This window comes from Streptomyces sp. NPDC088252, assembly GCF_044740965.1.
In the GTDB taxonomy this organism is placed as follows: domain Bacteria; phylum Actinomycetota; class Actinomycetes; order Streptomycetales; family Streptomycetaceae; genus Streptomyces.
In genome coordinates this window covers 44,912-62,398 of sequence record NZ_JBIURS010000008.1, presented here as the reverse complement: position 1 = coordinate 62,398, position 17,487 = coordinate 44,912, and the positions used below count along the sequence as shown (strand labels likewise).

General features: G+C 70.7%; 12 protein-coding genes and 2 pseudogenes. 9 read left to right on the top strand and 5 right to left on the bottom strand.

What is annotated here, in order from left to right:
* Nucleotides 1-8: 8 nt before the first annotated feature.
* Nucleotides 9-335, bottom strand: coding sequence for a plasmid stabilization protein (locus tag ACIOHC_RS18155; protein ID WP_351073979.1), 327 nt, complete (start codon nt 333-335; stop codon nt 9-11).
* 153 nt (nt 336-488) lie between these two features.
* Complete coding sequence (locus ACIOHC_RS18150; RefSeq protein ID WP_401843183.1) at nt 489-1,604, bottom strand: chemotaxis protein; 1,116 nt, start codon at nt 1,602-1,604, stop codon at nt 489-491.
* Nucleotides 1,605-1,693: 89 nt separating this feature from the next.
* On the opposite strand from ACIOHC_RS18150, the pseudogene ACIOHC_RS18145 reads away from it, so the two are divergent.
* Both ACIOHC_RS18145 and ACIOHC_RS18140 read left to right on the top strand, forming a co-directional pair.
* Nucleotides 1,694-2,197 (top strand): annotated as a pseudogene (locus tag ACIOHC_RS18145) (DUF1269 domain-containing protein); the annotation flags it as partial.
* A 186-nt stretch (nt 2,198-2,383) separates the two neighbouring features.
* A complete protein-coding gene (locus tag ACIOHC_RS18140) occupies nt 2,384-2,881 on the top strand; it encodes a hypothetical protein (protein WP_401843312.1) in 498 nt (165 codons plus the stop codon).
* 277 nt (nt 2,882-3,158) lie between these two features.
* Here the strand turns inward: ACIOHC_RS18140 and ACIOHC_RS18135 are convergent, their stop codons facing one another.
* A complete protein-coding gene (locus tag ACIOHC_RS18135) occupies nt 3,159-3,983 on the bottom strand; it encodes an endonuclease (protein WP_351073976.1) in 825 nt (274 codons plus the stop codon).
* 250 nt (nt 3,984-4,233) lie between these two features.
* Between ACIOHC_RS18135 and ACIOHC_RS18130 the strand changes: the two genes are divergently transcribed.
* From ACIOHC_RS18130 to ACIOHC_RS18100, 7 genes and pseudogenes are all read left to right on the top strand, one after another.
* Complete coding sequence (locus tag ACIOHC_RS18130) at nt 4,234-4,434, top strand: hypothetical protein (protein WP_114242806.1); 201 nt, start codon at nt 4,234-4,236, stop codon at nt 4,432-4,434.
* Nucleotides 4,435-4,503: 69 nt separating this feature from the next.
* Nucleotides 4,504-5,661 (top strand): methyltransferase, encoded by a 1,158-nt coding sequence (locus ACIOHC_RS18125; protein WP_401843181.1) that lies wholly within the window; start codon nt 4,504-4,506, stop codon nt 5,659-5,661.
* 102 nt (nt 5,662-5,763) lie between these two features.
* Nucleotides 5,764-6,942, top strand: coding sequence for an acyl-CoA dehydrogenase family protein (locus ACIOHC_RS18120; protein WP_351073974.1), 1,179 nt, complete (start codon nt 5,764-5,766; stop codon nt 6,940-6,942).
* A gap of 220 nt (nt 6,943-7,162) precedes the next feature.
* Nucleotides 7,163-9,697: an ATP-dependent Clp protease ATP-binding subunit gene (locus tag ACIOHC_RS18115; RefSeq protein ID WP_401843180.1), complete on the top strand. Its 2,535-nt coding sequence runs from the start codon at nt 7,163-7,165 to the stop codon at nt 9,695-9,697.
* A gap of 32 nt (nt 9,698-9,729) precedes the next feature.
* A pseudogene (locus tag ACIOHC_RS18110) lies at nt 9,730-10,141 on the top strand (oxygenase MpaB family protein); the annotation flags it as partial.
* Nucleotides 10,142-10,168: 27 nt separating this feature from the next.
* Nucleotides 10,169-12,445, top strand: a complete 2,277-nt coding sequence (locus ACIOHC_RS18105) for a serine/threonine-protein kinase (RefSeq protein ID WP_351073972.1) — start codon at nt 10,169-10,171, stop codon at nt 12,443-12,445.
* 22 nt (nt 12,446-12,467) lie between these two features.
* Nucleotides 12,468-14,012: an NAD(P)/FAD-dependent oxidoreductase gene (locus ACIOHC_RS18100; protein ID WP_351073971.1), complete on the top strand. Its 1,545-nt coding sequence runs from the start codon at nt 12,468-12,470 to the stop codon at nt 14,010-14,012.
* A 62-nt stretch (nt 14,013-14,074) separates the two neighbouring features.
* On the opposite strand, the gene ACIOHC_RS18095 is transcribed toward ACIOHC_RS18100, so the two are convergent.
* Both ACIOHC_RS18095 and ACIOHC_RS18090 read right to left on the bottom strand, forming a co-directional pair.
* Nucleotides 14,075-15,049, bottom strand: a complete 975-nt coding sequence (locus ACIOHC_RS18095; protein WP_351073970.1) for an alpha/beta fold hydrolase — start codon at nt 15,047-15,049, stop codon at nt 14,075-14,077.
* 4 nt (nt 15,050-15,053) lie between these two features.
* Entirely contained in the window at nt 15,054-17,480 is a 2,427-nt protein-coding gene (locus ACIOHC_RS18090) for a polysaccharide lyase 8 family protein (RefSeq protein WP_365689046.1), read from the bottom strand.
* Nucleotides 17,481-17,487: the final 7 nt, after the last annotated feature.

Below are 17,487 nucleotides of genomic sequence, written 5' to 3'. Positions count from 1 at the left end.
GTGTGGGCTCAGCCGCGGCCGACCGCGCGCGCGAGCTGGGCCTTCGTCATGTTCGAGCGTCCGTGGACGTTCTTCTTCTTCGCCTCTTCGTAGAGCTGGTCGCGGGTCGGTCCACCCGCTCCGCCGTGGGAGCGCAGGCCGCCGCGCCGTGAGGACGACATGTCCTCGACGGACGTACGGCTCGCGGTCCTCGACTCGCCGGCGCGGGCACGCTCCTTGTTGACCGTGCGGGCCGCGATCTCCTCCGCCCGGTCCTCGCTGACCCCTCGCTCCTGCGCGCTCTCCTTGATGTGTTCGTACTGCCGTTCCCGTTTGGCATTGGATCCACGTGGCATGGTGCGGTCTCTCCTCTCGTCAGGACTTCTCCCGGGGCCCGGAGGCTCGTGCCGGGACGCGATCGGGGCCCTCTCCAGTCTCCCAGCGACCCCTGGGGCCCGCACGCCTGTCGCGGTGGCGGACGGGGCGTGCGGCGTGTGGTCGCGGCCCGTTCAGTAACGCAGGGCCGCCGCGATCCCCCCGTGCTCCGCCAGCGATCCGTCCGCGAGGAAGACCACATCGGAGCCGCTGTCCAGGGCCGTCTCGACGAGCTCGTCCACGATGTCCTCGCGCACCGAGCTGTCCGTGAGGTCCGCGGCTTCGCCGCTCACGGGTTCGAGGTGCCCGTCGCTCACCCGCACGGTCTGCTGGAAGTGCTCCTCCACGGCGACCAGTCCTGCCCGGCCCTCCCGTGCCGCGGCCCACACCTCGTCGAGACCACCGGCGAAGGCGCGGCGACCGCGCGCCTCGTCCAGCGTGCCGTCGATCTCCGCCGAGAACCTCTGCTGACGATGGTCGAGCGCGGGCCGCAGCTCCTTGAGCAGGCCGCTCGGCGTCATGTCGGCCGGTACCCCCTTGGTCACGCGGCCCACGGCCGCCCCGGCGCCCTCTCCGACCTCGTCCAGGAGGGCGAGCGCGGGAGCGAGGCCGACCAGATACAACGGGCGGGGGTCGGCGGCCAGCACCGCGCGCAGTTTCTCGTCGACGGTGCGCAGGAAGGTGCGCGTCTCCTCGTCGCTGAAGGTGCTCGGAGTGTCTCCGATCCGCTCCTCGCGCTGCGGGTCGGGCGCCTCCCGCGGTGCCGTCAGCGGGAACCCGCCGGTCTCCTCCTCGTGCACGACGTCCGCCGTGCCGCTCCACAGTGCGGCGTGCTCGGCGGAGACGGTGAGCGCCCAGAACGGCTGGGCCTGGGCCTTCGCGGCGACCAGGTTCCGGGTCAGATAGGTGTCGCTGAGCACCACCCGATCGGGCGCGGTGCGGGGGAGCTGCCAGACGTGGTGCTCGTCGGCGGTGACGAGGAGCACCAGGGAGTCCAGGGCCCGGCGGGGGTCCACCTCCGCGACCGCCTGGTCGAGCTGCTCCTGGATGGCGCTCCGGGCCTCGCGGGTGACCGCCGGGTCCGCCTCCAGCCGGTTGCGGGCCTCGGCCACCAGGTTGCGCAGCCGTACCGAGTCCTGGGCGTTGTCCGGAGCGCGGCGGTGCGTCGGCATGGTCAGGGACAGGGCTGGATAGGGCTTGGCCGCCCGCAGCTCCTTCAACAGGCCGGCGGTCAGGGCATCCGCATCCATCGTTCTCTCCCAGGGGCTCGGCTCCGCTTGTCCGCTCCCGAGTGGAGCGGGTGCATTCGACGAGTCAATTCATACCTTTTGAACCTAATATGAGCGAGTTGTCTGCCATGGGTCACAGGAGGTGCACGATGTCCACACTCACCGTGTGGAAGTTCCCGTCGGCCGAGGGCGCCGACCGCGTGGAGGCGACACTCAAGTCCCTTCAGAAGGAGGGGCTGATCAAGATCCTCGACGCGGCCGTGGTCAGCTGGCCCGCCGATCGGTCGAAGCCCAGGACCAAGCAGTTGATCAATCTCGTCGGTGCCGGGGCGCTGAGCGGCACGTTCTGGGGGATGCTCTTCGGCCTGATCTTCCTGATGCCGCTCCTGGGTGCCGCGATCGGCGCGGCAGCCGGGGCGCTGGGCGGCAAGCTGGCCGATGTCGGCATCGACGACGACTTCATCGCGGAGGTCAAGGAGAAGGTGACGCCCGGGACTTCGGCCCTCTTCCTGCTGACCACGAACGCGGTGCCCGACCGGATCGGCGCGGCGCTGCCCGATGGAGGCGCCGAACTTCTGCACAGCAACCTGGACACACGGAGCGAGGCGCGGCTGCGCGAGATCTTCGCCGAGGACGCGGCTCGACCGTCCGGGGCCCGGCGCCCCGGGCCTCAGCATTGCGCCTGCCCTGACCCCCATCTCCCCAAGTCCTTACGAGCAGACGGAGCGTCCGTGATTGCGACCAGACCCCTGCGGCACGCCCTCGGCGGCCGCGCAGCCCGTAGCCTGGCCCTTGCCGCCATGGCCGCGGTGATCATCTCCGGTACCGCCGCCTGCGGCGGCTCCGGCACCACTTCGCCGGGCACGGCCAGGAGTACCCGCACGATGTCCCCGGAACCCTCCCCGACACCCTCCGGCAGCGCCAGTCAGCGCTCCCAGCAGGAGTTCGCCGCCTCGGTCTCCGCGGCCGCCGAGCGCAACCGGCAGAAGGCCGTCAAACAGCTCGAAGGCGTCCGGGGGACGGGCAACGCGGTCGGGGACGTCTCCGTGACGGGGCTGGCGGTCGAGAAGTCCGAGCAGTTCCGCAGTGCCCTCGTCCGGGTCACCAACCGGACGGACAAGGCCGCCTTCTACGCCGTCAAGGTGGAGTTCGTCGATGCGTCCGGGAAGGTGCTCGACACGGTCGTGCTCGGTTTGGCGGATGTTCCGCCCGCCGGGACCGTCAGCGAACACGCGAACAGCCGCAAGGCGGCCGGCGTCAAGACGATTCCCCGGATCGCCCAGGCCGAGCGCAGCTGACGGGCGGGCCCGGAGACTCGGGGTCCTTCGTTCGGATCAGGCCGGATCGGCGAGGCGCGGCACCCCGGCACGCGAGCCCGGCGTGATCCGAACGAGAGGCCCCGGGGGCCGAGCCGTCACCGCCGATGACTTGCCCTTCGCCCGGCCCTGCTCCCCGGTATCGGGGAGCAGCGCGGCGTGGGCGGCCTTCGGCGCCCCGCCTCACATGAGGAGGCCGCGGCCCGGTGTGCGAGCGGCACGGCCGGCCGGGGCGGCGAAGTGGGTTGGCCCGGCCCGGCTACCAGATGGACGCGACCCACTCCGGGTGGTCGATGAACGGGTTCCGGTTGTGCTGGTACTGGTTGAATATGACGTCGTTGCGCCGCTTCTCGAAGCTGTCCGGCGGGTCCTCCTGGCTCCACGCCTTCAGTACCGAGAGGCGGCCGATGTTCGGCGCGGAACCGTTGGACACCTTGTCGTTGGGTTCGAGGTCGGGGAAGGCGTCGTCGCCCTCGTAGCGCACCGCCATGTAGAGGATCATGCGGGCCACGTCGCCCTTGACCGCGTCGCGCGGTTCGAAGGAGTCGCCGTCGGTGTAGTTGCCCGGTGCGCCGCTGACCGCGCTGCCGCCGTTGTCGAAGTCCTTGTTGCCGCGTATGGAGTTGACGGTGACGTCCTCCGGGCGCAGGTGATGGATGTCCGTGCCGGGGCCGGTGGCGGTGCCGAAGTCGCCGTGGGACTTGGCCCAGACGTGCTCGCGGTTCCACTGGCCGACCGAGCCGCCGTTGTTGCTCTTGGGAGTGGAGCGTCCGGAGTAGAGGAGGACCACGTTCGAGGGGTTGGCGGGGTCCTCGTCCGTGTTCTTGAGGGCGTCCCACACCTGGCTGTAGGAGATCTTGGTCTGGCTGCTGATGATCGTGTGCAGCGCGCTCTTGAGCGCGGTTCCGGATTTGCCGACCGCGTCCTGGTAGTACGTGTCGTCGAGAGTACGGAGCGGTGTCGCTGCGACCGGTGGGGCCTGGGGTGTGGCGGCCGGCGCGGCGGCGGCGGTGCCGGCGAGTACCGCGAACGCGGCGAGGGTCGCCAGCAGGGGGCGCCGGTATGGAACGTGACGACGGGACATGTGGGGTGTCCTCTCCGAAAATGCGGGCACCACGACGCCGCCGCGAGGTGGGAGGCGGTGCCGCGGTGGTCGTGTGGTACTGGGTCAGCGGGAGCCTTCCACACGCACCGTGACCATGGTGTGAACGCTGCGTACCTATCATGTGCAGGTCAAGTGACGGGTCCCGGCGCGGCGCCGGGAGCGGGGCGGGGCCCTCGGATGCGGCGGGCCGGACGCGGGGCGAGAATGACCGAAAGGACGAGGAGGCGGCATGAGCGACGAGCCCGAATCCGTATCCGCAGCTCGGGGAGTGACCCCCGACAGCCTCTTGCACACTGGCGGGAGCGACAATCCGTCGGCAGAGGACCTGGTCCTCGCCTCCGGGCGGGATCTCACCCCGAAGAATCTTCAGTGGGCCGAGCGCAGGCTCGCCCGGGAGGGGCGGTCGGCGATCGACAAGGCACTGCCCTGACGTGTGACCCGGTGACCGGCCCGGGGAGTGTGTGGGCGCTCCCCGCGGCTCGGCTAGCCTGGGTGAACAATGAACCGTTTGACGACGTCAGGGGCCGGGTATGACCTCGCCCGCTTCCCCGAGGACCCGCGCGACCCCTTCCGTGCCTGGGACGCTGCCGACGAGTACCTGCTGCGGCGGCTGGAGGGGACCGAGGAGTCGGAGCCGGTCGACCTGACCGGCTCCGTGGTCGTGGTGGGGGACCGCTGGGGTGCCCTGAGCACCGTTCTGGCCGGGCATCGTCCCGTGCAGATCACCGACTCCTACCTGGCGCAGCGCGCGACCCTGGCGAACCTCGACCGCAACGGTGCGGCCGCTGACTCGGTACGCCTCCTGTCGGTCAGGGACACGCCGCCGGACCGTGTCGACGTCCTGCTGGTACGCGTTCCGAAGAGCCTCGCGCTCCTGGAGGACCAGCTGCACCGGCTCGCGCCGGCCGTCCACGCGGGCACCGTGGTCATCGGCACCGGCATGGTCAAGGAGATCCACACCTCCACCCTCAGACTCTTCGAGCGGATCATCGGCCCGACCCGCACCTCCCTGGCGGTCAAGAAGGCCCGTCTGATTTTCTGCACCCCGGACCCGGATCTGCCCCGTACGCCCAGCCCCTGGCCGTACCGCTACGACCTGCCCGAAGACGTCGGCCCGGTCTCCGGTCGGACGGTCACCAACCACGCCGGGATCTTCTGCGCCGAGCGCCTGGACATCGGCACCCGTTTCTTCCTCGGTCATCTCCCCGAGCGCAGCGGCCCCGACCGGGTCGTCGACCTCGGCTGCGGGAACGGCGTCGTCGGGCTGTCCGCGGCGCTCGCCAACCCCGAAGCGAGAGTGACCTTCATCGACGAGTCGTACCAGGCGGTCGTCTCCGCCGAGGAGACCTTCCGGGCCAACGCCGGTCCGGACGCCAAGGCCGACTTCGTGGTCGGCGACGGGCTGACGCGGCTGCCGCCCGCCGGCGTCGACCTGGTGCTCAACAATCCGCCGTTCCACTCCCACCAGGCCACCACCGACGCGACGGCCCGCACCATGTTCCACGGGGCGCGTACCGCACTGCGGCCGGGCGGTGAGCTGTGGGTCGTCGGCAACCGGCACCTCGGCTACCACACCCAGCTGCGCCGCATCTTCGGCAACTGCACCACGGTCGCGGGTGACCCGAAGTTCGTCGTGCTGCGCGCAGTCAAGCGCTGACGTCCGCCCGGGGCGTTCCGGCCCTTCCGGATTCTTGCAACACGTTCTACTGTGTGCGCCGCCGCACACGGGCGACGCGAACGCGAGACTCCTGGAGGGGCCGTGCACCTCGAATACACGCCTGAACAGCAGCAGTTGCGCGCCGAGCTGCGTACGTACTTCGCCGGACTGGTCCCGGACAACGCCTATGCGCGCTACGCCGACCCCGTCGCCCAGAAGAACTTCTACCGGGAGACGATCCGACGCCTGGGCACCGACGGCTGGCTCGGCGTGGGCTGGCCCGAGGAGTACGGCGGCCGGGGCCTGTCGCCGATGGAACAGTTCATCTTCTTCGACGAGGCCGCCCAGGCGGGCGTACCGCTGCCGCTGATGGCCCTCAACACCGTCGGTCCCACGATCATGCAGTTCGGCACCGACGAGCAGAAGGCGTACTTCCTGCCGAAGATCCTGTCGGGCGAGATCGACTTCGCGATCGGCTACAGCGAACCCGACGCGGGCACCGACCTCGCCGCGCTCAAGACCCGCGCCGTGCGCGACGGCGAGGACTACGTCGTGAACGGGCAGAAGATCTGGACGACCAACGGAGACACCGCCGACTGGGTCTGGCTCGCAGTACGCACCGACGTCGACGCCCCGCCGCACAAGGGCATCACCATGCTGCTCGTCCCGACCACGGACCCCGGCTACTCCTGCACCCTGATCAACACCCTCGCCTCGCACGACACCACCGCCAGCTACTACGAGAACGTCCGTGTCCCCGTCTCCCACCGCGTCGGCGCCGAGAACAAGGGCTGGCGCCTCATCACCAACCAGCTCAACCACGAACGCGTCACCCTCGCCGCCCATGGCACCATGGCCATCCGCGCCCTCCATGACGTCCAGCGCTGGGCGGCGGACACGAAGCTGGCCGACGGCCGCCGCGTCATCGACCTCGGCTGGGTCCGCGCGCTCCTCGCCCGTACCCACACCAGGCTCGACGCCATGAAACTCCTCAACTGGCAGATGGTGTCCGCGGTCCAGAACGGAACCCTCACCCCGCAGGACGCCTCCGCCGTCAAGGTCTACGGTTCGGAGGCACGCCGCGACGCCTATGCCTGGCTGATGCAGGTCGTCGGCTCGGCGGGACCGCTGAAGGAGGGGTCGGCGGGCACTGTGCTCCACGGCGAACTCGAACGCGGCTACAGGTCGGCCGTCATCTTCACCTTCGGCGGCGGAAACAACGAGATCCAGCGGGAGATCATCTCGTGGATCGGACTGGGGATGCCACGCGTACGGCGGTGAGCGGCTGTGACGAGCAACAGGCCGAGTCCGGCCCGTGCCGTCGTCGACAGACCGCACTGCGGTTCCACCGTTGGCCGAACGTCTACGCCGTCCCGGTGAGGGACTCCTGCCGAGGCCGCCCGCCCGCCGGGCCGTGCCGACAGCGCGGTGCCATTCCGTTTGCGGAGCGGTGGACATCGAGTTTGAGTGTGAGGGACCCCCTCGCGCTTCAGGAGCTGACATGTCGATGGCGTTCGGTTCACCCTTCGGTTCGGCCGATCCGTTCAGCGATCTGCTGAATCGATTCTTCGGGATGTCGCCCGGAACGTCGCCCCCGGCCGTGCAGCGCGTACCCATCGGGCGGCTCCTGACCGAGTCGTCGCACGAACTCCTCAACACGGCCACGCGAAAGGCGGCCGAGGACGGAACGGCCGACCTCGACACGGAGCACCTCTTGTGGGCGGCCACGCAGGTCGATCCCGCACGAAGGCTGCTGTCCCAGGTGGGAGTGGACCCCGAGGCGCTCGCGGCCCAGATCGCCGAAGTGCTTCCCCGGGAGTCCGGCGCGCCCTCCGCGGAGCCGGGACTCACGCCGGCGGCGAAGCGCACCCTGGCCGCCGCCTACGCCGATTCGCAGGCGGCAGGGGTGTCCTACATCGGCCCCGAGCACATCCTCGGCGCGCTCCTCGGCGACCCCGAATCCGGTGCGGCCCGTTTCCTGCGTGCGGAGGACCTGGACGTCCAGAAGCTGCGCGGCCTGACGGAACAGGCGAACCGCGCGTCGGGCGGTGCCCCGGCTGCCGCGAAGCAGCCGTCCACGACCCTGGACGAGTTCGGCAGGGACCTGACCGAGGAGGCGAAGGCCGGAAAGCTCGATCCGGTGGTGGGCCGGGCGGACGAGATCGAGCAGACCGTCGAAATCCTCTCGCGGCGCTCCAAGAACAACCCCGTGCTCATCGGCGAGCCCGGTGTCGGGAAGACCGCCATCGTGGAGGGACTGGCCCAGCGCATCGTGGCGGGCGAAGTGCCCGACACACTGAAGGACAAGAGGGTCGTCGCCCTGGACCTCTCCGGCATGGTGGCCGGCGCGCAGTACCGCGGACAGTTCGAGGAGCGCCTGAAGAAGGTCATCGAGGACGTCCAGGAGGCGAGCGGCGACATCATCCTCTTCATCGACGAACTGCACACCGTCGTCGGCGCGGGTGCGACCGGTGAGGGCTCCATGGACGCGGGCAACATGCTCAAGCCCGCGCTCGCACGCGGCGACCTGCACGTGGTGGGAGCGACGACGATCGACGAGTACCGCAAGCACGTCGAGAAGGACGCCGCTCTCGAACGTCGCTTCCAACCCGTCCTGATCCCGGAACCGACGGTCGAGGAGACGGTCCAGATCCTCGAAGGGCTGCGGGACGCGTACGAAGCCCACCACCAGGTCCGCTTCGCCGACGGGGCCCTGGCGGCAGCGGCGGAACTCTCCGACCGCTACATCGGCGACCGGTTCCTGCCCGACAAGGCCATCGACCTGATGGACCAGGCTGGCGCCCGTGTGCGACTGCGCAGTGCCGGACGTTCCACCGAGGTCGTCAGCCGCGAGGACCGCCTCGCGAAACTGCGGCGGGAGAAGGACCAGGCGGTCGCCGGCGAGGAGTTCGAGAAGGCATCCGAACTGAAGCGGCGGATCGCCGAGGTGGAGGGCGAGCTCGCCGGAATCGAGGAGCGCCGGGAAGGCGTCGTCTCGGTCACGGCCGCCGACATCGCCGACATCGTCTCCCGCCGCACGGGGATTCCGGTCTCCCAGCTCACCGCCAGTGAGAAGGAGAGGCTCCTCAAGCTCGAAGAGGAGATGCACGCCAGGATCGTCGGCCAGAACGAGGCGGTCACCGCGGTGTCCGAAGCCGTGCCCCGGAATCGAGCGGGCATGGGGGACCCCAACCGCCCTGTCGGTTCGTTCCTCTTCCTCGGGCCGACAGGCGTCGGCAAGACCGAACTCGCCAAGACCCTCGCCGAGTTGCTGTTCGGCGACGAGAACCGCATGATCCGGTTCGACATGAGCGAGTTCCAGGAGAAGCACACCGTCGCCCGGCTCGTCGGAGCGCCCCCCGGATACATCGGCTACGAAGAGGCCGGCCAGCTCACCGAGAAGGTTCGGCGCCACCCGTACAGCGTGGTGCTGTTCGACGAGGTGGAGAAGGCACACCCCGACGTCTTCAACACACTGCTCCAGATCCTCGACGACGGTCGTCTCACGGACGGACAGGGCCGCACCGTCGACTTCCGCCACTGCGTCGTCATCATGACGTCCAACATCGGTGCCCATCGCATCCTCGCCCACAAGGGCGACGCGGCCGAGCTCAAGGACGTACTGATGGAGGACCTGCGGGGACGGTTCCTGCCCGAATTCCTCAACCGCATCGACGACATCATCGTCTTCCACAGTCTCACCGAGGAGGACCTGTCGGAGATCGTCGAACACCTCCTGGGCCGGAGCAAGCAACGTGTCCACGCGCAGGGCATGACGCTGGAGGTCACCGAAGCGGCGAAGAAGCTGCTGGTCGCTCACGGCTACCAGCCGGAGTTCGGTGCCCGTCCGCTGCGCCGCACGATCCAGACGGAGCTCGACAACCGTGTCGCCTCACTGCTGCTCAGCGGTGAGGCCGGGCCGGGAGACACGATCGTTGCCGATGTGCGGGACAACTCGCTCCACTGCACGGTGCGCCACGACCACTCCGACGGCAGTGCGGACCGCGAGGAGCCGGCGAGTACCGGCGCGGCCTGAGGGCCGTACACGGACGGTGCCGATGCGGGGCTGCACCCACCGCGCAGCTCGCCGCCTACTTCGAAGGGGTGCGGCCGCGACTCGCCGCTTCTCCCGGGGGCGTTGGACGTCGTTGACTTCCTGCGCAGACCACCGGACCACCCACTGCTCGTACCGGCGCGCGCACTGCTGTGGCGGCGCGTCGCGGCACTCGCCTGTCAGCCACTGCCGCCGTACGCCCATGAGCTCTACGGCAGACCCGTCGCGCCCGTGCACGCCGTCGACCGCCGCCTGCGCACCACTGGAACGGCGCTGCGTCGCATTCCCTCCCGGCTCCGCCGGCAACTCCCGCCCGGTCACATTCCGAACGCGGTGGCCCGGCTCGGTCCCGGTAGCCGCCCCACCCCGTACAAACTGCGAAGCCAGGCCGCCATACTGGACGGGCCGGGGAGGGCAAAGGGGTAGGCGGACCGACGGGGGCGACAGCAGGCGATGGCGGACACCAGGCTGATCCAGAGCCGGTACCGACTGCTCGATCTGATCGGGCGCGGGGGCATGGGCGAGGTGTGGCGCGCCCGCGACGAGTCGCTCGGCCGTCACGTGGCCGTCAAATGCCTCAAACCGATGGGCCCCCAGCACGACCAGTCCTTCACCCGCGTCCTGCGTGAACGCTTCCGCCGCGAGGCCCGCGTCGCAGCCGCGCTGCAGCACCGCGGCGTCACGGTCGTCCATGACTTCGGCGAGTACGAGGGTGTCCTTTATCTGGTGATGGAACTCCTCGACGGCCGAAACCTCAGCCAGCTGCTGGACGACAACAAACAGCATCCGCTGCCGGTCCCCGACATCGTGGACATCGCCGAACAGGTCGCCGACGCCCTCGGCTACACCCACCGGCAGGGCATCGTGCACCGCGACCTCAAACCCGCCAACATCATGCGGCTCACCGACGGAACGGTGAAGATCTGCGACTTCGGCATCGCCAGGCTCGGCCACGACATCGGCTTCACCTCCCGGCTCACCGGTACGGGCATCGCCATGGGCACCCCGCACTACATGTCGCCCGAGCAGATCAGCGGCGGCCATGTAGACCACCGCAGCGACCTCTACTCACTGGGCTGCGTCCTGTACGAGATCGCCACCGGGGCACCACCGTTCGACCTCGAAGACGCCTGGGCCGTTCTCGTCGGACACCGCGACACCCCGCCCGAGCCACTGCGCACCCACCGCGCGGAACTCCCCGGATTCTTCGACCGCGTGGTCCTGGAACTGCTGGCCAAGGCCCCCGAGGAACGGCCCGTCGACGCGAGCGACCTGCGGCAGCGGATCGCCGTCGGCCGTACCGGCGAGCAGCCGCAGCTCCCGTCCACGGGGCAGGTGCGGCTCGCGCCGCCCGTGCCCGCCACGCGTCCGGGACAGCAGCTGCCGGCCTGGACCCGGGGCATGACCGGCGGACACAAGGCGTCCGGCGCCCACCGCGGACTCGCGCTGCCCGACCATTCCGCGGGCCTCACCGGCGAGTGGACCACCGGCACCGACCTGCGGCGCCGGACCGGAGAACTGCCGGTGCCCGGGGCCGAGCGGCCGACCCCGTCGCCGGAACTCCTCGCCACCCTCGCCAACCGGCACAGCGCGGGCCTGCACCTCGGCCGGCTCGGCCACTGGGAGGAGGCCGGCGAGGTGCACCGCGCGGTCGCCGCCGAACGCGAGTACGCCCTCGGCCCCGACCACCCCGACACGCTCTCCAGCCGGTACGAGGTCGCCTTCACCCTCAGCCGCACCGGGCGGGCCTCCGACGCCCTGCGGGAGTTCGGCCGCGTCACCCGGGGCCGTGAACACGTCCTGGGCCCCGACCACCCGGAGACCCTCGCCGCCCGCCAGGAGACGGCGTACGTCCTCGACCGGCTCGGCCGCCATTTCGAAGCCCATCAGGTGTACGCGACCGTCCTCGCCTCCCGGGAACGGTCCATGGGTCCCGACCACCCCGACACCCTGCGCTGCCGCCACAACCTCGCCTTCAACCTCAGCAGGCTCGGCCGCCTGGAGGACTCGTACCGGATGGCCAGGGACGTGGCATCGGCCCGCACCCGGCTGCTCGGTGCCGACCACCCCGACACCCTGGTCACGCTCTACGAAGTGGCCTACACCCTCGGCCGGCTCGGCCGCTGGACGGAGGCCCTGCAGACCTACCGGGAGGTCGCGCGGGCCCGGTCCCGGTCGCTCGGCGCGGACCACCCCGACACCCTGTCCGCCCGTTACGAGGTCGGCATCAGCCTCGGCCGCCTGGGGCGCAGCGCGGAGGCACTGGAGCTGTACCGCGCGCTCGTCGACGACCGGACCAGGGTGGGCGGCCCTGCCGACCCCGAGACCCTCCGCGCCCGCCACGGCCTCGGCGTCAATCTGGGGCGTCTGGCCCGCTGGGAGGAGGCACTCGCCGAGGCACGCGACGTGTGCGAGATCCGTGGACGCGTCCTCGGCCCCGACCACCTGGACACCCTCGTCAGCCGTCGTGAGGTCGCCGTCGGCCTCGGCTGGCTCGGCCGCTGGGCCGACGCCCTCACCGTCTACCGCCAGGTCGCCGAGGCACGCGAGCGCGTCCTCGGCGCCGACCACCCCGACACCCTGGCCGCCCGCAACGACGAGGCGCACTGTCTGGAACAGCTCGGCAGGGGACCGGAGGCCGTCGAGCTGTACCGCCGGGTCGCGGCGCTGCGCCGCGGCCGGGAGGCGTCGCCGCCCGGACCGGACACCACCACCTCTGGTCAGGCGTGATCGTCCCGTGTTACGAAGGGCCATGCCCGCACCCGACAGCTATGACGCAGTGATCGTGGGCGGCGGCCACAACGGTCTGGTCGCCGCCGCCTACCTCGCCCGCGCCGGACAATCCGTCCTGGTCCTGGAACGCCTCGGCACCACGGGAGGAGCGGCCGTCTCCACCCGCCCCTTCGACGGGGTCGACGCCCGTCTGTCGCGCTACTCGTACCTGGTGTCCCTGCTGCCACGGAAGATCGTCCGCGATCTCGGCCTGGACTTCGCCGTACGGAAGCGGACCGTCTCCTCCTACACCCCGACCGTGCGCGGCGGCCGTGCCACCGGACTGCTCGTCGGCGCGGACCGCACCCGGGACTCCTTCGCCGCGCTCACCGGATCCGACCGGGAGTACGAGGCCTGGCAGCGTTTCTACGGCATGACGCGGCGCGTCGCCGAACGGGCCTTCCCGACGCTCACCGAACCCCTGCCCACCCGCGACGCCCTGCGCGAGCGGATCGGCGACCAGGAGGCCTGGCGCACCCTCTTCGAGGAGCCCATCGGCGTCGCCGTCGAGGAGAACTTCCACGACGACCTCGTACGCGGAGTCGTGCTGACCGACGCCCTGATCGGTACCTTCGCCGACGCGCACGACCCGTCCCTGCTCCAGAACCGCTGCTTCCTCTACCACGTCATCGGCGGTGGCACCGGCGACTGGGACGTCCCGGTCGGCGGCATGGGCGCACTCACCGACGCCCTCGCACGGGCCGCCCGCGAGGCCGGGGCGGAGATTCGCGTACGGCACGAGGCGACCCGTATCGAAACCGACGGAACACGGGCCGAGATCACCGTCCGCTCACCCGGGGCGGAACATGTCGTCGCGGCACGCCGGGTCCTCGTCAACGCCTCCCCGCAAGCGCTTGCCGCTCTCCTCGGCGACGAGCCGCCCACCCCGGCCGAGGGCGCGCAGCTGAAGGTGAACATGCTGCTCACCCGGCTGCCCCGACTGCGTGACCGCTCCGTCGACCCGCGCCAGGCCTTCGCCGGGACGTTCCACATCGCCGAGGGGTACGGGCAGCTCGCCGACGCCTACCGGGACGCGGCGGCGGGCCGGCTGCCGGCCGCCCCGCCGTCCGAGATCTACTGCCACTCACTGACCGACCCGTCGATCCTCGGACCTGACCTCGCCGCGCGCGGTTACCAGACCCTCACCCTCTTCGGCCTGCACACCCCCGCCCGGCTCTTCGCCGCCGACAACGCGGCGACGCGCGCCGAGCTGCTGACGGCCACGCTCGCCGAACTCGACGCGCATCTGGACGAGCCGGTCACGGACTGCCTGGCACGCGACGAGAACGGTGAGCCCTGCATCGAGGCGAAGACTCCGCTCGACCTCGAACACGACCTGCGGCTGCCCGGCGGTCACATCTTCCATCGGGACCTCGCGTTCCCGTACGCCACCGAATCCACCGGACAGTGGGGGGTGGAGACGGCGCACGCCAACGTGTTGCTGTGCGGGGCGGGTGCGGTCCGCGGCGGCGGGGTCAGCGGGGTCCCCGGCCACAACGCCGCGATGGCGGCGCTGGGCCGGTGACCTTCATCGCTGGTGCGGTGGCCGGAAGGGCCGCTCCGCGGGGCGCCTTTCCGGCCACCGCACTAGCGGCCGAAGACGCCTCGCAGCGCGTCGCGCTTGCGCGGCAGGTCGTACTCCGCGCCGCCCTCGTGCCCGTTGTACGTGAACACCTCGATCTCGGCCGGACCCGCGTAACGGTGATACGCGGCGAACACCGTGGACGAGGGGCAGATCCGGTCCATGAGACCGACCGAGAACCACGCCGGGGCGGTCGCCCGTGCCGCGAAGTTGACCCCGTCGAAATAGGACAGGGTCTCCATCGCCTCGTCGATCCGGAAGCGGTGCCCGGACAGCCAGCGGGCGATCTCCGCATACGGTCCGGCGTCGGTGATCTGCGAGGCACGCCGGTAGTGGCAGAGGAACGGCACATCGGCGACGGCCGCCGCTATGTCGTCCCGCAGCCCGGCGACGGCCAGCGCCAGCCCGCCGCCCTGGCTGCCCCCGAGCACCGCCACTCGTGAGGCGTCGACCGCTTGCTGGGCCTTCGCGGCGTCCACCGCCCGCACGGCGTCCGTGATCAGCCGCCGGTAGTAGTGCCGGTACGGGTCCTCGATGCCGCGGGTCAGGAAGCCGGGGGAGGACGAGCCGTGCCCGTCCGGGCCGATGTCCGGGGTGTCCGCGGTGTTCTTGCCGCCGCCGCCCTGGCCCCGGTTGTCCATCACCAGGTGTGCGTACCCCAGTGCGCTCCAGGTCAGCCAGGAGTACGGGATGCCCCGGCCGCCGTTGTACCCGATGTACTGCACCACGGCGGGCAGCGGGCCCGAGCGCGCCTTGGGCAGCAGCAGCCAGGCCTTCACCGGCTGCCCTCCCCAGCCCCGGAAGGTCACGTCGAACACATCGACCGTCGCGAAACCGGCGTCGTACGGCACGAAGCCGGCGTCCAGCGGGTGGCGGGCGGTCTCGGTGAGGGTCTTCTCCCAGAAGGCGTCGAAGTCGGCCGGCTCCTCCGGTTCCGGCCGGTACGCGCGCAGCCGGTCCAGATCCATGTCGAACAGCAAGGGTCTAGCTCCTCTTCAGGGTGAGGTTGAGGGTGGCGCCGTGGCTTCCGGTGGTGTCGGCGGTGATCCTTATGCCGTCGGTGGTGGGGGCGACGCGCACGCCCGGGTCGGCCCGGACGACGGTCAGACCGCGCTGTCCAAGGTCCAGGACCACCGATGAGCGCAGTTGCGTCGGGTCCGACAGCGACACCTTCACCGTCTTTCCGTCCGGTCGTACGAGCACCGAGGCGGGGCCGTCCGACGTCAGGTCCTGCGCCGTGCCCGCGCTCCAGAAGTTCGCGGCGACCAGTCCGTCCACGCAGCGGCGTACCGCGTGCACGGCGGTGGAGCGTGCGATCGGTTTGACCGGGGGCGCGGACGACCACTGCTTCGTGCGCTCGGCGGATGCCGCCGGTGCCTGCAGCCAGAAGTAGCCGGCCCCGCTCGGTGCGGCGCCGTGGTCCTGCCACAGCGTCAGATACGGCCGGGTGACCGGGGTGTCCGTGCCGTACTTGAGGTTGATCTCGCGCCAGGTGGCGGTGCGGTCCTCGCGCAGACCGTGCAGCGTGGCGGGCTCGGGGAAGACGTAGCCGCCGGTGCCGGCGACATGCAGCCACCGCACCTGGTCGAGCCGGTCCGACCAGCCGGTGTCCGTGGGCGCGGCCGTGCCGTTGACGAGGAGGGCCGCCTTCGGGTCGCGGAGCTTGCGGTTCTCCACGACCGTCTCTGCCGTGCCCGCGTCCGAGGTGATGCCCGAGCCGACGCACGCGATCACGTCGTCCAGGCAGAACCAGCTCTTCAGCCCGTGCAGCGTACTTCCGTACGCGCGCAGCTCCATGCCGTACGCCCCGAGCGTCGTGCCCGGCAGCGTGGTGCCGCCGGCCCAGTCGGCCGTGCTGGTGGTGCGCTGACCCGCCGCGTCCGCGGGCCGTCCGGCGATGACGGTGGTGCCGGGCAGCCGGGTCGGGTCGACGGTCGGCCAGTAGTCCTCGCTGTAGTGCCCGAGGTCGTCGGTGTAGAGGAGGACCATGCCGTCGGAGAGGTGCCAGGCATGCAGGTTCTCGTTCTGGATCGACTCGTAGTTGTAGATCCGGGACGAGTACGCGGAGATGCCGAGTGCGAAGGACGGCCGGTGGTGGGCCGCCTTGTCCATCCGGGGATGCTGCTTGTGCGTCACCAGCGGGCCGCGTGCCGGGACGGGGGAGGCGATGACCCGCTGGGCGGCGACGAGCGAGGCGAGGTCGGTGACGGCGAGGAAGTCCCGGTAGGTGTCCTCGGCGATCCACTGTTTGACCAGGGCGGTGAACCGGTCGGCCGTCTCGCCGGGGAAGCTCGGGATCAGCCGTACCACCGCCTCGATGACGGTCTGCGCCGAGACGTGCCCCTGTTTGCTGGGGCGGGCGATCTCGCGCCCGCACACCGACGCCATCACGTCGCCGCGGGCCAGCAGCGGGTCGAAACCGTCGTCGATCCAGGAACGGACGTGGTCGAGATCGGGGTCGGTGACCGCCCACGCCGTACCGGCGAGGAGGTTCAGCAGCCGGGACAGGTTGTTCAGCAGCTCCTTGCCGTACCCGCCGTTGTACGGGTGCTTGTAGTGCTGGAGGAACGATCCGTCGGAGTAGAAGCCCTCGCCGGTGCCCTCCGCCGCCGTACTGACGTCGTTGAAGGCGAGGACGCTGTTGGCACCCGAACCCTCGACGTCCGAAAGAGCGTCACGGACGCGCGCCAGATCGTCGCCGCTGCCGTTGAGGACGGCGTTGACGGCGACGACGGTGGAGATCCACACCCGGTTGGCGCCGGTGGCGATCTGCCGGTCGGCCCGCCAGAGGTTCGGGTCGGGCGTGTAGTGTCGTACGGCCGTGGTGATCCGGCCCAGCCGCTCCGTCCCGAGCACGTCGTACAGCAGCACGGCCGCGTCGTTGAGGGCGAGCGCGGAGCCGATCTCCCAGTCCCAGTCGTTGTCGAACCGGGTGTGACCGGGACCGTAGCGATTCGTCAGCATCCAGTCGAGGCCGGCCAGCAGCAGATCGCGCAGTGTGGTGTCCCCGTACTGAGGTGTGCCGGGCACGGCCCACGCGGTCGCGACCGTGGCGAGCCGCTTGAACGATGTCGTGACGTGGTTGGAGAGCGTGGTGCTGGTCAGATCGGGGAACAGCCCGTCGGTACGGGTCGGGTCGAGGCCCTTCGCCGAGGTGGTGGCGGCTCTGCCGATCCTGGCCACGGCCGCGGCGATCCGTGGGTCCGTCAGGTCGAGCCCCGGGCCGCCGGTGAGCAGGGTGTGCCAGCGGGTGCGCAGGGGGGCGGCGTCATCGACGACGGTGTCGCCGGCAGCCGCGTGCGCAGTAGCCGCGGCGAGTGTGAACGGCAGGGCGGCGGAAGCGCCGAGCGCCGCCGCCCCGGCGAGAACGGTGCGCCGGGTGGTTCCCGGAGTGTCGGTGCCTGGGTTCATGATGCGG